Raw genomic sequence first — 14,008 nt, 5'->3', positions numbered from 1 at the left:
GCTGGAGGGAGAGCTCCGCGAGGACGGAGGCGGCCAGGACGGTGTCGAGAGCGCCCGACGAAGCCGCGGGCCGCCCGTCGCTCTCCTCCTCCTGCTGCGGCGGAGCGACGGGCGGCCCGCGGCTTCGTCGGGCGCTCTCGACACCGTCCTGGCCGCCTCCGTCCTCGCGGAGCTCTCCCTCCAGCGGCGCGTCGAGGTGGACGCCGGAGTCGTCGCCCTCGGGCCGGAGCGGTCGGCGCTCGGGGACGCCGTGCTCGACGGGGCACTCGGGTGGATCGCAGCGGAGCGAGCACCGCGCAGCGTCTCCTGGTGGATCGCCCGCCTCACGCGGAGGGAGCTGCATGCCGCCCTCCTCGAGCGGGTCGCCGCCGTGGAGCCGGCGGAGGACGAGCGGCTGCGGATCCGGGTCGCCGAGGTCCTCGCGGCTCGGACGGCGCCCCTTCCGTCGGACGCGGCGCTCATCGGCCTGCTCGACGCGGCCGGAGCGCTCTCGCCGAGGCCCGGCATCCCGGACCGGCAGGCGATCCGGTCGCTCGCGGCGCAGCACTGGGCAGGGCCGGCGGCCGCCGCCGTCCTCGCGGGAACCGCCGCGAGCGTCACGGGAGCCGCGGTGATCGCCGCGACGACGACGGTCACGATCACCGGCATGTGATCCGACGCGTGCGACTCGCTGAAGCCGCGCGCCCCTATTCCGCCGGGTAGTCGGGCGCGACGAAGACGCAGAACGGGTGGCCGGCCGGATCGGCGAGGACGTGGAGCGCCTCCTCCGGGTCCTCGCTCCTGTCCTCGATCAGCTCGGCGCCGAGGGTGAGCGCCCGGGTCTTCTGCCGGTCGAGCTCGTCGGCGTCCGCGACCATGAAGTCGAGGTGCAGCTGCTGCGGGACGGGCCCCTCCGGCCAGGTCGCGCGCGGCAGGGCGGCCACCCGCTGGAAGGTGAGCTTCGCGCCGTCGGCGGTGACGATCGCGACCCACTCCGCCTCGTCGTCCGAGCCGTCCGCGGGCGGCTCGTCGCCGGGGCGGTACTCGCCGCCGAGCAGGGCGAGGTAGAAGGCGGAGAGGGCGCGAGCGTCCTCCGTGTCGAGGACGACCTGGCGCAGGCGCATGCGGGCAGGGTACCGCCGGACGGCACCGGAGAGGGATGACGTGCTGTGCGGGACGGCTGCGGCGGGCCGGGCGTCGTGGGTCGCGGCCCGACGTCGGCGGAGAAGGGGGTCCCTGCCCCGACACGGCAGGCAGGCCCCTCTCGGCCGAGGTCGTGCAGCTCTCCGACCGCGCCGCCCTGCCACTCCGCGCCCGCTTCCTCAACCCCTCCCGGCTCCCGGCCTCGCGCCAGGGCCCGGCGCGTACTGTGGCCGCTGACTCACGACGGCTACGAGGGAGACACCATGACGGAGCAGATCGGAATCCCCGAGGCCGCGGCACTGGGGAGCGAGCGGCGGAGCATCGCGATCCTCGGAGCGGGCGGCGACCTCACCGAGCGGCTGCTGCTGCCGGGCCTGGGCCGGGTGGCCGAGCTCGCGCGCGACCTCGAGCTCACGCTGATCGGCGCGGCGCGCACGCCGCAGACCGACGAGGAGTGGCAGGGCCTCGTCCGCCGCAGCCTCGAGGCGGCCGGAGTCGCCCCGCACACGGTCGAGGCGCTCGCGTCGCGCGCGCGCTTCGTCGCCACCGACGCCTCCGACCCGGAGCAGCTGAAGGCCCTCCTCGACGCCTGCCCGACGACCCCGGTGCTCTACGTCGCCCTGCCGCCGGCGATGGGGCACAAGGTCGCCGCCTCGCTCGCCGAGCTCGACCTCCCCGAGGAGCTGGTCGTCGCCATCGAGAAGCCGTTCGGCGAGGACCTCGACGACGCGATCGCCCTCAACGCGGCGTTCGCGAAGGTCCTCCCCGAGAGCCGCCTCTGGCGCATCGACCACTTCCTCGGCAACGCGACCGTGCTCGGGATGCTGGGCCTGCGCTTCGGCAACAGCCTGCTCGAGGCGAGCTGGAGCGCCGAGTGGATCGAGAAGGTCGAGATCGTCTACGACGAGACGCTCGGCATCGAGGGCCGTGCGGCCTTCTACGAGAAGACCGGCGCGCTGCGCGACATGCTGCAGAGCCACCTCCTGATGGTGCTCGCGCTGACCACGATGGAGCGCCCCGACGAGGTCGCGCCCGACGAGGTCCACGCGCGCATGGCCGAGGTGCTCGGCGCCGTGCGGCTCTGGCGCGACGACCCCTCCTCCGCCCGCCGAGCCCGCTACACCGAGGGCCGCGTCGACGGCCGCTTCTTCCCCTCCTACGTCGACGAGCCCGACGTCGACCCCGAGACCGGCACCGAGACCCTCGCGCAGCTGCTGCTCCAGGTCGACACCCCGCGCTGGGCGGGCGTCCCCTTCGTCCTCCGCTCCGGCAAGGCGATCGGCGACCCGCGCCGAGAGGTGGCGATCCACTTCCGCGCCGCCACGCCCCCGCGCGGCCTGCAGGCGGCCGAGGGCGACGCCGGGACGGTCCTCCGGATCGGCCTCAAGGGCGGCGACGTCAGCCTCGACCTGGTCGTGAACAGCGCCGACGAGCTGACCGATCTCGAGCGCACCACCCTGACGGCGCAGCCCGGCGCGGCCACGCTCGACCCCTACGCGCAGGTCCTCGCCGGGATCCTGCAGGGCGACACCCTGCTCTCGGTCCCGGGCGACGTGGCCGAGCAGTGCTGGCGCATCATCACTCCGGTGCTCTCCGCCTGGGCCGCGGGCGACGCTCCGCTGGACGAGTACGAGGCGGGGAGCGCGGGGCCCGAGGGCTGGTGAGCGCGCGGTGAGGCGCAAGGGCTGAGGGGTCGGCGCGTGACGTGATGCAGGGTCGGGTCCGCCGACGCCGGTCGCGTCGCCTCCCGCCCGGCTCCGCTGCTGGCCGTCCCGCCGGTCGACCCGTCCCGCTGGTCGACCCGTCCCGCCGGTCGACCCTCCTGCTGGTCGACCTCGCCGCCCGTTGCCCCTCCCGCCCGTTGACCCTCCCGCCGGGGGAGACGGGATGCTGGAGGCATGTTGGGCATCGGGGAGTACGCAGGCATCACGGGTCTGAGCGTGAAGGCGCTCCGGCACTACGACGAAAAGGGCGTGCTGGTCCCGGCGGAGGTCGACGAGCGGTCGTCGTACCGCCGGTACGCCGACGCCCAGGTCCGGGCCGGAGTCGTGATCAGCGCCCTCCGGAGCGCGGGGGTGCCGCTGCCCGAGGTCGCGGCGGCGACTCGAGCCGGCACCGCGGCGGAGGCGCTGCAGGCGCACAGGGAGCGCGTGCTCGCGGAGCGGGAGCAGGAGGACCGGGCGTTCGAAGCCGCCGAAGTGGCGCTGCGAGCGCTCGCCGTGCCGGTCGAGGTCGCCGAACGGACAATGCCGGCGCAGCCCTACGTCGGCCAGGTCCTCACGATCGCCCTGGACGAGGCCGACGGGCCGGGCTACGACGAGGCGAACGAGATCTTCGGCGCACTCGCCACCCGAGTGCACGCGGCAGGGCTCGGGCCGACGGGACGTTTCTGGACGGCGCTCCGGGCGGGCGAGCGGGGTTCGGCGGAGCTCGTCTGCTGCTGGCCGACGTCGGCGGAGGCGGAGGGCGGCCTCGCCGATCTCGCCGCGATCCTCCCCGCGCGCACCGAGCTGGTCGCCACCTGGCGGCCTCGCGACGCGGAGGATCTGCCCGAGGGGACGCTGCATCCGGCGATCGTCGCGCTCTTCGACGCCGCCGGAGACCGCGGTCTCCGGCTCGACGGGGTCGAGGTGCGGCAGACGGTGCTGGGGGAGGGGCCGGAGGACGTGGCGGTCGAGGTGTCGCTGACGGTCGCGGGGTGAGGGAGGGCGGGAGGCGGGACGACCGCAGTCGCCCCCGCCTCCCGGTCTCGGTGCTGCTCAGTAGGCGAACTGCCACATGTAGCGGCGTCCCTCCAGCGCGTAGCCCCGGGCCGCGGCCCAGTGGGCGGCGAGCCGGGAGACCAGCGTCGAGTACACGAGCGGTGCGACGAAGGCGCGCTGGGGCGCCGCGATGCCGGGCAGCTCGAGGTCGCGGGAGTCGACGTAGTGGGTCGTCCCGCTGTACTGGTCGAGGAAGCTCCGGGCGCGCTCGCCCATCGGCCGCGTCGCGTCCTCGGCGAGGAGGACGAGGCTCTGCGTCTCGCCGTCGAAGACCTCGAAGGGGCCCTGGAAGAACTCGTCCGCGTTGATCGTCGCGGCGTGCATCCACTGCATCTCCTGCAGGTAGCAGGAGGTGAAGGTCTGATCGGGGCCCATGAGCGACCCGGAGGTGACGAGGTAGGTCACGGGGACGTCCTTCATCGCGGCGGCCAGCTCCTCGGCCCTCGGCTCGAAGGCGGCGACCGTGGCGACCATCGCGGACGGCAGGGCGCGCAGCGCCTCGAGCCGATCCGTCACGTCCACCCCGTCGCGGCGCAGGACCGCGAGCGCGAGCGCGAGCAGCTGCAGCACGAGCTGCGTGCCCTGACCGGTCTGCGCGACGAAGGCGGTGTCGAGGGCGAGCGCGAGCGGTCCCTCCTGCTTGAGGGTCACTCCGACCACGGCGGCGCCGCGCTGCTGCGCCCACTCGCCGGCCCGCACGGTCTCGGGGGTCTCGCCGGTGCCCGAGAGCACGACGACGAGGGCGCCGGGGCCGACCGAGGCGGGCGCGCGGAAGAAGAACTCGTCCGAGTTGTAGGAGGCGGCGGGCGTGATCGCGGCCGTGTCGAGCAGGTACTGAGCGGCCTGGACGCCCATCAGCGATCCGCCCGCGCCGACCAGGAAGACGCGGTCGACCGCGGGGAGGGAGGCGACGTGGTCGTCGATCCGGCTCCTCCCCTGCCGGCCATCGGCACGGCGGACGTCGCCGGGGAGCGGAACCTCTGCGCCACTGACCGCATCGGGGCGACCGGATGGATCGTCGGCTGCGCGGGAGTGTCGCGGCGCTCTCGGTGCCGAGGTCAGACGGGGCTCGGCTCGACCGCGCCGACGTCGCGGTCGTATGGCGCCACTCCGGGCATACCCGTATGCTGTCACGCATGATAGATGGAGTCGGGGCACAGCTTCGAAAGGGCGTAGCCGAGTTCTGCATCCTGGGGCTGCTCGACACCGTTCCCATGTACGGGTGGGAACTGTCCACGCGCTTGCAGGAGGTCGGTGTGATCGGGAGCATCGGCACCCTGTACCCACTCCTGGGTCGGCTGCGGGACCGAGGCTCGATCACCGCAGTCGTCGTCCCGAGTACGCAGGGTCCGGCTCGGAAGTACTACTCGTTGACCGACGTGGGGAAGGTCGAGCTCGGGCGGTTCAGGGCGGAGTGGCCGTCCTTCGTCGGGCAGGTGAACGAGACGATCGGAAGGGGAACGTCATGAGCACGACGACATCGCCGGCGGCGGCGCGCTACCTCGAGGAGCTGAGGATCGCATTGTCCGGCGTGCCCGCCGACCTCCGGAGTGAGATCTGGAGCGGGATCGCGGAAGAGCTGGACGGCCTCGACGACGATGCCGCCCGTGAGCGGATCGATGAACTGGGAAGTCCCTCTCGGATCGCGCAGGCCGCCGGCGGATCGCTCGCTGGGGGCGGCGGGTCGATCTTCGACCGCCCCTGGTTCGCCGTCGTCGCCTCGCTGGTCTTCGCCTTCGGCTGGCTGGTGATTCCCGGATTCGGCTGGCTCCTCGGCGCCGTCGCGATTCTCCTCTGCTCGTCCTGGACCGTCTCGCAGAAGAGGAGGGCGCTGGTGATCCCCGTCGTCGCTGCCGTGGTGGTCGGCGGGGCGATCGGGCTCTACTACTGGCTGTCGGCGATGCCGAGTTCCGGTATGACGACGTGGACGGTCCTGGCTGGTGCGTGGCTGGTCGGGGGTGGCACCAGCCTTGTTCTCGGGACGCGACTGTGCGCCCGCTTCGTGAGGACGCGGCGGGCGCACAGCGCGTTGGAGTGAGCCGGATGAGCTCTGCTGGTCAGCTCCAGCTCACCGTCGCGGCTCCTCCGGAGACCGTCAGGCGCAACTCGAAGGTCGTGTTGTAGGGGACGCCGCACATCTGCGCGTTGATGAGCATCTGCGCGCGGTTGGCGAGCGGTCGGCCGAGGTAGTTGAGCGACGAGCCACAGGCTCCCCCGATCGTCCAGGCCGGGCCCCACGGGTTGGCGGTCACCGTGTTGCTCGACAGGTTGTAGGAGGTGTAGAAGCTCATGCTCACCAGTCCGACCCAGGTGTCGATCTTGCAGCCGTTCCGCGCGGACCCGCTCACGGAGCACTCGCTGATGCCGCGCGTCTTCACGTCGGCGCCTTCTCCTCCGATGCGGACGACACTGACGGATCCGTCCTCATAGGTGGAGATCGTGTAGTCGCCATCAGGACGCTTCTCCTCGACCACCTTCACGGTCGGGTTAGCGCTCGACAGCGAGTCCCACGCCTCGCCGGCGAGGTACGCCTCGACCAGGTCGTCCTGCGTCTCGGAGGGAACGCCGTACTCCGAGAGGAACTCGCGGGCGATGACGACCTCCGAGTGCTCGGCTTCCGTGCTCGCGCTCGCAGGCGCGGCTCCGGTGAGAGCGAGTGCGAGGACGGCGATCCCCGCCATCAGCTTGGATCTGAATCCAGACATGAGTGTCTCCGTTTCTTGTTCCGGGTGGAACATTGCGTGACAAGGTACTGATGGCGTGCACAGGCGGCCAAGGCTTCGGAGTACGGTGGCGCGTTCGCTGCGCCACAGACGCGATTCTCGCCGCGCCGTGTGCCGGTGCGCGGGGGCCCTGCGCCAGTTCGTGCCGCGGTCCCGTCCGTCTCCGTAGGCTCCGACGCATGTCTGATCAGGTCCAGGCCGGAGTTCAGCACGGAAATGTGCGGGGGATTCTCGCCCGTCGGTGGTTCGCGGTCGCGGCCTCCCTGGTCTTCGCCTTCGGCTGGCTGCTGATCCCCGGAATCGGCTGGCCGATCGGCGCCGCTCTGGTCCTGTGGAGCTCGTCGTGGACCGCCGCCGAGAAGAGCTCGGCGCTCACGATCCCACTGGTCGCGGCCGCGCTGGTCGGCAGCGGAGCGGGGCTCGTCTTCGGGCTGCACGCCGTGCCGAGTTCGAGCATGACGATCTGGACCGCGGTGTGTGCCGGGCTGCTGGCGGGAGGCGTGACGAGCGTCGTTCTGGGGGTCCGGCTGTGCGCCGGGGCACTCCGCAGGCCTGCAGCGTCGGGCGACCGCTCGCTGTCCGGGGCGGCCCCTGCGCCTCGCGCGCACGACGTCAGCTGACGGGAGGGGGCGTCGGCTCCTGAGGGAGGCCGCCCTGTCTCAGCCGAGGTCGTGCGCACCCCGGCGGAGGCGAGCGCCTCGACGGCTCGAAGGGCGCAGGTCCGCCGGCGTCCTCGCGCGTCGGCAGGTCCCGCTCAGCGCCCGCCGGCCCCGCTCGCGTCGTAGCGGAGCCGCACCAGCTCCGAGCCCGGCAGAACCGTCGCGTCGAGGAGGCGCAGCCCGTGCTGCGGCGCCCCGGAGTAGAGCGGCGTCCCGCCGCCCGCGAGTCCGGCGCCGACGAGGACGATCAGCTCGTCCACCAGGCCCTGCTCGAGGAGCGGGTTCCAGGTGGTGCCGCTGCCGAACATCAGCAGGTCGCCCCCGTCGGCCTGCTTGAGCCGTCCGATCTCGGCCGGACCCTGCTCCCGCGGCACGATCCGCGTGGTGGCGGCCCACGGCGCCGCCGGATCGGGAGCGAGGGAGTCGCTGATCACCAGCGCGTCGAGCGACGTGACCAGCCGCGCCGTCTCGTGCTCCCGCTCGCCCGCCGTCCCGTCCGCGGCGACGGCGCTCCAGCTGTCCCAGTTGTCGCGGAACCAGCGGCCGCCGTAGACGAGCGTGCCCGCGCGGCGCAGCAGCTCGAGGTTGTGGTCGTTGGACGCGTCCTCGAACGGCAGCGCCGAGAGGTCGTGCCCGGGCCCCTCGAAGCGGCCGTCGAGCGAGGTGAGAACGGAGACGACGAGCCTGCTCATGCGGGGGATGCTACTCAGGCGGGGGTGCCGGGTGAAGGGGTGCGACCGTGCCGCGCACCCTCCTCACATCGCCGCTCCTAGCGCCTCCCGCAACGTCGCCCGCGCCCGCGCGTGCCGACTCCGCACGGTCGCGGCGCGGAGGGACAGGATCTCGGCCGCCTCGGCGAGGGAGAAGCCGTCCCAGTAGACGAGGGTGATGATCTCCTGGTCGACGGGCTTCAGCTGCGCGATCGCGGCGCGGACGTCCTCGGCCGCGTCGTCGGCGGGTGCAGGCGGAGTGATGCGGAGCTCCTCCGCCAGCCGCTCGACGAGCGCGCTCCTCCGGGTCGCGGTGCGGCGCTGGCCCGAGAGCACCCGTCGCGCGACGCCGAACGCCCACATCCGCGCGCGCGTCTCGTCCTCAGGGATCGACCGCTCCTTCCGCCAGAGGATGAGGAGGGTGTCGCTGAGGAGGTCCGCGGCGTCCTCGGGGCTCGCCGTCCGCCGCGCGAAGTAGCGGAGCAGGTCCGGCGCCTCCCGCTCGACCAGGGCCGTGATCTCGGCCTCGCGGTCGCGCGCGGGGGAGCGGACGACGCTGCGGGCCATGGACGGCGCCGCCTCGCCGGCGCTCATCACAGCTCTCCCGTGCAGTCGGTGCTGCCGCCCAGGCCGCCGTCGCCCTCGACGATCACGCCCTCGGGGATCGTGTCGAGGATGTGGTCGTCCGCCGCGGTGATCCAGGCGCGCCAGCGGATCGTCTCGTCCGAGAGGCCGGGGCCGTCGCTGTTCATGTCCGAGGCCAGCCAGGCGGGGTCGGTCGTGTAGGCGACCGCGTCGTCGTGGATCCGCTGGCCGACGCCGCTCCAGTCCTGCGCGCGGAGGTAGTCGGTCGCGGAGGTGGTGACCTCGCGGTAGTCGATCTCTCCGTTGAAGTAGTCGATCGAGCACGACACCGCTGCGCCGGAGTCGGTGGTGTAGCTGATCGGGATCGTGAAGTCGGGGACCGAGCGGACGTCGGTGCCGGCGCTGGTCGCCAGCACGAGACCCGGGACGAGGAGGACGGGAGCCGCCAGCCACCACGCCCTCGACCGCGCGGGACGGCGGGGCGCGCGTTCGCGGGTCTCGGCGATCACGCTGTGCAGGGCGGTGCGGACGCCGGGCGCCCGGTCGTCGGTCGCGGGGTCGCTGCGGGAGAGCAGGTCGTCGAGTGTGCGTCGCGTCATCGGGTCCATCCTTCGTCGGTCGGGCGTCTACCGAGTACGTGGCCGGGTGGGGCCCGAGCGTTGCGCGGGACCTGACGGGAGGAGTGAGCCGAGCCGGTCGCGCGCGCTCACTTCTTAGAACTCCTTCGCGAGGACCCGTCAAAAGGCGCCATATTCGGCTTCACCCCGGTCCTTTTCTCATCGGTTATGGCCCCGACAAGGGGGGCTCACTTCTCTATGGCGAGAGGGAGGCCGACCTATACGTTCATCTTCGGAAGCCCGCGGGGAATGCGTGCTCCCCTCCGGAGTCTGGGGCCTCCGCACTCGCTGCGACATCCGTGTCGTTCGTCGTGTCGACGTTTCGCTCATCTCCACGATCGACAACACGACTGAGAAGCAGAACCATGGCTTTCACGACCCGGCGGCGCCGCCCCTCGCGGCACCGTGCGCCGTCGCGCCTGGGAATGCGGGCCGTCGTCTTCGCGACGATCGGCGCTCTCCTCGTCGGCTCGTGGGGGCTCGGCGACGTCTCCGCCTCGTCTCCCGCTCAGGCCGCGAACCAGGCGGATCCGGTCGCCGGCGACGCCCCCGCCCTTCTCCCGACGCCGGTCGCACCGACACCGCCGACAGCCCCCGAGGCCGATCCGGCACCCGCCCCCTCCGCATCTGCCACCTCGGCACCCACTCCGTCAGCGTCCGCCCCGTCGACGTCCGCCCCGTCGGCACCCGCCGAGGCCGCGGAGTCGCCGAGTGCGACGGCGGAGGAGGCCGCTCAGGACGAGCCCGATCCCGCAGCGCCCCGCAGCGCCGCGCAGACGGAGCAGCCCGTCGAGCCGACGCCAGCCGGGTCGGCGCCCGCTCCCACGGCGGCCTCGGACGACGATCAGGAGTCGGACCGCGGACCACCCGCGACGGCGCGAGCAGCGGGAGGCTTCTCCACACTCGCCGCCGGCGTCGCCGAGGCCCCGCGACAGGTGTGGACGGAGACCTTCGAGCAGGGTCTGACGACCGCACCGAGCGCGCTCACCGCCTACGCGAACGGCCGCTACACGGCAGCCACCGGCTGGTCGACCGCCACGAACTGCACCGGCGTCCTGGTCAACTACACGGCGCCGTACCCCAACGCCGCCTTCTGCCCGACCCGGCCCCTCCTCACCGTCGGCACGGGATCGTCGGCCGCACGCGAGACCCGCCGCATGGCGGACGTCCTCGGCCAGGTGGCGGCCGGAGTGCCGGGGTCCACCTCCAGCACCGCACCGGCCAACGGCTCGAACACCGGCACGCAGGCGAACCACGCCCTGGTCGAGTACCCGTACGCCACCATCACCGGCGGCACGACCGTCGCCCAGAGCGCCGCAGGGATCGGCGTCTCCGCTCCCGCCGCCCGCTACTACGCCGTCGGCATGAACGCCGCCGGCGGGCAGTGCGGGACGAACAACGCGTCCCTCTCCCTCAACCTGGTCTCGGGCGGGTCCACCGTCCTCACCGGATTCGCCGCACCGGTCGTGCCCTGCGCCGCGACCGGCAGCGTGTTCTACACGTCCCCGACCCTCCCGCTGGTCGGCGGGCTCGGCTCGCTCGTCGATCCCGCGCTCCCCGCCTCCGCTCGCGCCGCCGCCTACACCGGCACGAGCACCGCGCTCCTCACTCCGGCGCAGATCGCCGCAGCCCAGGTGCAGCTCGTGAACACGGTCACCGGCTCGGGAAGCGCCTTCGCCGTCGACGACCTCCGCGTGCTCGACGTCACCCCCGCTCTCGATGCGGCCTTCACGCAGGCCGTGCCGACCGCGACGGTGCCGACCACGCTGACCTACACCGTCACCAACACCAGCGACCTCCTCGCGAAGGCGGATTGGCGCTTCTCGACCGCTCTCCCGGCCGGCCTCGTCGTGGCCCCGACGCCTGCCGTCGGAGGGTCCTGCACCGACGTCACCGGAACGGCGTTCGCCGTGACCGCGGCCGCCGGATCCTCCACCGTCTCGACGGTCGGCGGCGACCTCGCCGCGGGCGCGACCTCCTGCACGATCTCGGTGGACGTGGTGGCCGCCGCCGCCGGGACGTACAGCACCGGGACCACGACTCCCACCGGCCTCATCGCCTCCGCCCCGACGTCCGTGACGATCCAGGCCGCGACGACCCTCACCGTCCGGAAGAACCTGCCGGTGCGCAGCGCCACGGGCGACCAGTTCACGCTCTCGGTGCGCAGCGGCACGACGGTCCTCGCGTCGGCGACCACCACGGGCACCGCCACCGGGATCCAGGCCGCGCAGATCAGCCGCCTCACCGTGCAGTCCGGAGCGACGTACACGATCGCCGAGGCGCAGACCGCGGGCGCGGGTCTGGGGTACTCCAACAGCTACGAGTGCTCGCGCGGCGGCACGGTCATCGCCTCCGGAGCCTCCGCCGCCGGGTCGATCACGATCCCCAGCGAGGCGGGAGCGGAGGTGCTCTGCACCTTCACGAACACGGTGCAGACGCCCCGCCTGTTCTGCGACACAGGCCGCTTCTACTCCCTCACGGCGGCCGGCGCCCTGCAGCAGGCCGACATCGTCACGGGATCCCTGACCTCGATCGGCAGCTGGTCGGGGACCGCCGAGGCGAACGCGCTCGGCGTCGGCGCGAACGGTGCCTTCGCCTACGCGCTGGACCGCTCGTCCGACGCGACGGACGTCGACGCCGTCCTCAAGTGGACGCCGGACGCCGGCTTCCAGAGGATCGCGAACAGCGCGTACACGACCGTGGCCGGCGGAGCGCAGGTGACCGGCAGCATCGTCGCCGGCGCGGTCGACCTCCGGACGGGCCGGTACCTGTTCGGCAGCTTCGCGAGCGGCCAGTTCTACATCTGGAGCTTCACCGAGGCCAACCCCGTCGCCACCCGGTTCGCCCTCGTCGGCTCCTTCCCCACCTCCGGAACCCCCAACGGCAACGGCGACATGGCGTTCGACGCTCGCGGCAACCTCTACGTCGTCGGCGCGGGCTCGGTCAACAACGCGAGCAGCGCCGCGATCTTCACCGTGCCGGCCGACGCCCTGGCCGCGGCGACCGGCGGCACCCTCCCGGTGAACACCTCGATCGCGAAGGCCGTGACGGGGACCGACGCCGCCTTCGCCAACATCAACGGCATCGCCTTCTCGCCGCGCGGAACCGTCTACCTCGCCAACGGCGACGTCGCCGCCGCGAACGGCGCCCCGGCGATTCCCGGCAGCGCCTACGAGTTCGACGCCACCACGTGGACCCGCGTCAGCGGCACGCCGCGCGTGAGCGTCAACGCCGTCGACCTCTCCGGCTGCTCCTCGCCGGCCACGATCACCGTGCAGAAGAGCGTGGTGGGCCGCCTGGCCGCGGCGGACCAGTTCCAGCTCACGGCCGCCGCCGGCTCCCCGGCGTCGCCGTTCGCCACGGCCACCACCACCGGCGCCACCACCGGCCGCCAGACCGCGCAGGTCGGCCCCTTCCCCACTCCGATCAACAGCACGGTGACGGTCTCGGAGGCGATGGCCGCGGGCTCCGCCTCCCCGATCACCGCCTACACGAGCATCTACGAGTGCTACGCGGACGGTGTGCGGGTGAGCACGGGCTCGAACCCGACCGGGACGGTCACCCTTCCGAACCGGCTCGGCGTCAACGTCACCTGCACCTTCTTCAACTCCCCGCGCCCCGCCTCCACCGTGCGCATCACCAAGACGATCCGGGACGCCTCCGGCACGACCCGCCCCGGCGCGGACTGGACCGTGGGCACGACGGCGACGGCCACCGCGGGCACCGTCGCCCTGCTGCCGGAGCAGTCGCCCCGCCAGCAGACGGACGCCGCGGGCCAGGCCGCCTGGACCGTCCTGTTCGGCACGGAGGCGTCGCGGGCGACGCTCACCGTCTCGGAGGTGCAGCAGACGGGCTTCGCGTTCGTCAGCGGCGCCTGCACGGTCAACGGCGCCGCCCGGGCGACCACGTTCTCGCAGTCGGGGACCGTCATCAGCGCGAGCCTCACCGGCATCGCCTCCGCGGCGGTCGTCGAGTGCTCGATCGTGAACCGGCCCACGGCCTCGCTCACGCTCGTGAAGACGGTGAGCTCCGGCAGTGCGCTGCCCAGCGACTTCACGCTCAGCGCCACCGGCCCGACCGGCGCCCTGCCCGGCCCGACCGGCCGCGCGGGCTCGGCGGGCGTGTCGGCTATCCCCGTCACCCCGGGTGTGGCCTACCGGCTCGCCGAGACCGGGGGCCCCGCCACCTCCGTGCAGACCGCACCCTGGCAGTGCCGCACCGACACCGGCGCCGCCCTCACCGTGAGCGCGGCCGGAGACGTGACCCCGACGAACGGCGCCGCCGTCACCTGCACCGTGGACAACGCCAGCGCGACGATCACCCTGGTCAAGCAGGTCCTGCGCCCCCAGACCGGCTTCCAGGCGGCCGACTGGCGCGTCACCGCGACGCCCGCCGCACTGGCCGGAGCGACGCTCCCGACGGAGACCCGGGTCGGCGCGGAGTACGTCGCCGCGGGCAACCCGGCGAGCACCTTCGAGGTGCGACCGGGCCACGGCTACACGCTGTCCGAGGCGGCGACGGATCCGACCCGCCGCCTCGCCTACCAGGAACTGCGTCTCGAGCGCCTGACCGGGACGACGTGGTCCCCGGTCGCCTCGCGGACGATCACGGCCCCCACGGCCGGTCAGACGGCGGTCTACCGCTTCGTCAACGCCCCCGTGGACCCCACACGCCTGCCGCTGACCGGTGGCGCCAGCACCGACGCGTTCCTCCTGGGCGGGGGGTCGGTGCTCACTCTCGCACTCGGCCTCCTCCTCTGGGAGCGGCGCCGGAGGCTGCGAGGCCCCTCCCGGTGACGCCCCGACCGAGAGCCCCGGCGCTCTCCCGCAG

Annotated in this window: 13 protein-coding genes; 7 read left to right on the top strand and 6 right to left on the bottom strand. The window is 73.2% G+C overall.

Annotation, left to right across the window (positions count from 1 at the left end; translation table 11 throughout):
• A partial coding sequence (locus C5C50_RS10090) for a GPP34 family phosphoprotein (protein ID WP_181133919.1) occupies positions 1-652 on the top strand: 652 nt, incomplete at its 5' end.
• A gap of 34 nt (positions 653-686) precedes the next feature.
• Here the strand turns inward: C5C50_RS10090 and C5C50_RS10085 are convergent.
• Complete coding sequence (locus C5C50_RS10085) at positions 687-1,103, bottom strand: VOC family protein (protein WP_104273387.1); 417 nt, start codon at positions 1,101-1,103, stop codon at positions 687-689.
• Positions 1,104-1,385: 282 nt separating this feature from the next.
• On the opposite strand from C5C50_RS10085, the gene C5C50_RS10080 reads away from it, so the two are divergent.
• Together C5C50_RS10080 and C5C50_RS10075 are read left to right on the top strand one after the other, a co-directional pair.
• Positions 1,386-2,786 carry a glucose-6-phosphate dehydrogenase gene (locus C5C50_RS10080; RefSeq protein WP_104273386.1) on the top strand — a complete coding sequence of 467 codons (1,401 nt, stop codon included), beginning with the start codon at positions 1,386-1,388 and terminating at the stop codon, positions 2,784-2,786.
• Positions 2,787-3,020: 234 nt separating this feature from the next.
• On the top strand, positions 3,021-3,824 hold the full coding sequence (locus C5C50_RS10075; protein WP_104273385.1) for a MerR family transcriptional regulator: 804 nt from the start codon (positions 3,021-3,023) through the stop codon (positions 3,822-3,824).
• 57 nt (positions 3,825-3,881) lie between these two features.
• On the opposite strand, the gene C5C50_RS10070 is transcribed toward C5C50_RS10075, so the two are convergent.
• On the bottom strand, positions 3,882-5,018 hold the full coding sequence (locus C5C50_RS10070) for an SIS domain-containing protein (RefSeq protein ID WP_258067730.1): 1,137 nt from the start codon (positions 5,016-5,018) through the stop codon (positions 3,882-3,884).
• 2 nt (positions 5,019-5,020) lie between these two features.
• Between C5C50_RS10070 and C5C50_RS10065 the strand changes: the two genes are divergently transcribed.
• The gene (locus tag C5C50_RS10065) at positions 5,021-5,353 is read left to right on the top strand and encodes a PadR family transcriptional regulator (RefSeq protein WP_104223999.1); all 333 of its coding nucleotides are present in this window, start codon (positions 5,021-5,023) and stop codon (positions 5,351-5,353) included.
• Positions 5,350-5,922, top strand: coding sequence for a hypothetical protein (locus tag C5C50_RS10060; protein WP_104266541.1), 573 nt, complete (start codon positions 5,350-5,352; stop codon positions 5,920-5,922). Before C5C50_RS10065 ends, C5C50_RS10060 begins: the two co-directional genes overlap by 4 nt.
• A 19-nt stretch (positions 5,923-5,941) precedes the next feature.
• Here the strand turns inward: C5C50_RS10060 and C5C50_RS10055 are convergent, their stop codons facing one another.
• Positions 5,942-6,589: a hypothetical protein gene (locus tag C5C50_RS10055; protein WP_146076483.1), complete on the bottom strand. Its 648-nt coding sequence runs from the start codon at positions 6,587-6,589 to the stop codon at positions 5,942-5,944.
• 197 nt (positions 6,590-6,786) lie between these two features.
• On the opposite strand from C5C50_RS10055, the gene C5C50_RS10050 reads away from it, so the two are divergent.
• Positions 6,787-7,227, top strand: coding sequence for a hypothetical protein (locus tag C5C50_RS10050; protein WP_146085883.1), 441 nt, complete (start codon positions 6,787-6,789; stop codon positions 7,225-7,227).
• Between the two features lie 134 nt (positions 7,228-7,361).
• Here C5C50_RS10050 and C5C50_RS10045 read toward each other — a convergent pair whose 3' ends face one another.
• The 3 genes from C5C50_RS10045 to C5C50_RS10035 all read right to left on the bottom strand — a co-directional run bounded on the left by C5C50_RS10045 (position 7,362) and on the right by C5C50_RS10035 (position 9,160).
• The gene (locus C5C50_RS10045; protein ID WP_104273381.1) at positions 7,362-7,958 is read right to left on the bottom strand and encodes a dihydrofolate reductase family protein; all 597 of its coding nucleotides are present in this window, start codon (positions 7,956-7,958) and stop codon (positions 7,362-7,364) included.
• 63 nt (positions 7,959-8,021) lie between these two features.
• On the bottom strand, positions 8,022-8,543 hold the full coding sequence (locus C5C50_RS10040; RefSeq protein ID WP_104250224.1) for an RNA polymerase sigma factor: 522 nt from the start codon (positions 8,541-8,543) through the stop codon (positions 8,022-8,024).
• Between the two features lie 26 nt (positions 8,544-8,569).
• Positions 8,570-9,160: a hypothetical protein gene (locus C5C50_RS10035; RefSeq protein ID WP_104273380.1), complete on the bottom strand. Its 591-nt coding sequence runs from the start codon at positions 9,158-9,160 to the stop codon at positions 8,570-8,572.
• Between the two features lie 383 nt (positions 9,161-9,543).
• On the opposite strand from C5C50_RS10035, the gene C5C50_RS10030 reads away from it, so the two are divergent.
• Positions 9,544-13,974 (top strand): LPXTG cell wall anchor domain-containing protein, encoded by a 4,431-nt coding sequence (locus C5C50_RS10030; RefSeq protein WP_104273379.1) that lies wholly within the window; start codon positions 9,544-9,546, stop codon positions 13,972-13,974.
• The last annotated feature ends 34 nt before the right edge of the window (positions 13,975-14,008 follow it).

It is taken from the genome of Rathayibacter sp. AY1D9 (assembly GCF_002932395.1).
In the GTDB taxonomy this organism is placed as follows: domain Bacteria; phylum Actinomycetota; class Actinomycetes; order Actinomycetales; family Microbacteriaceae; genus Rathayibacter.
This window is presented reverse-complemented; position numbering and strand designations above follow the sequence as displayed.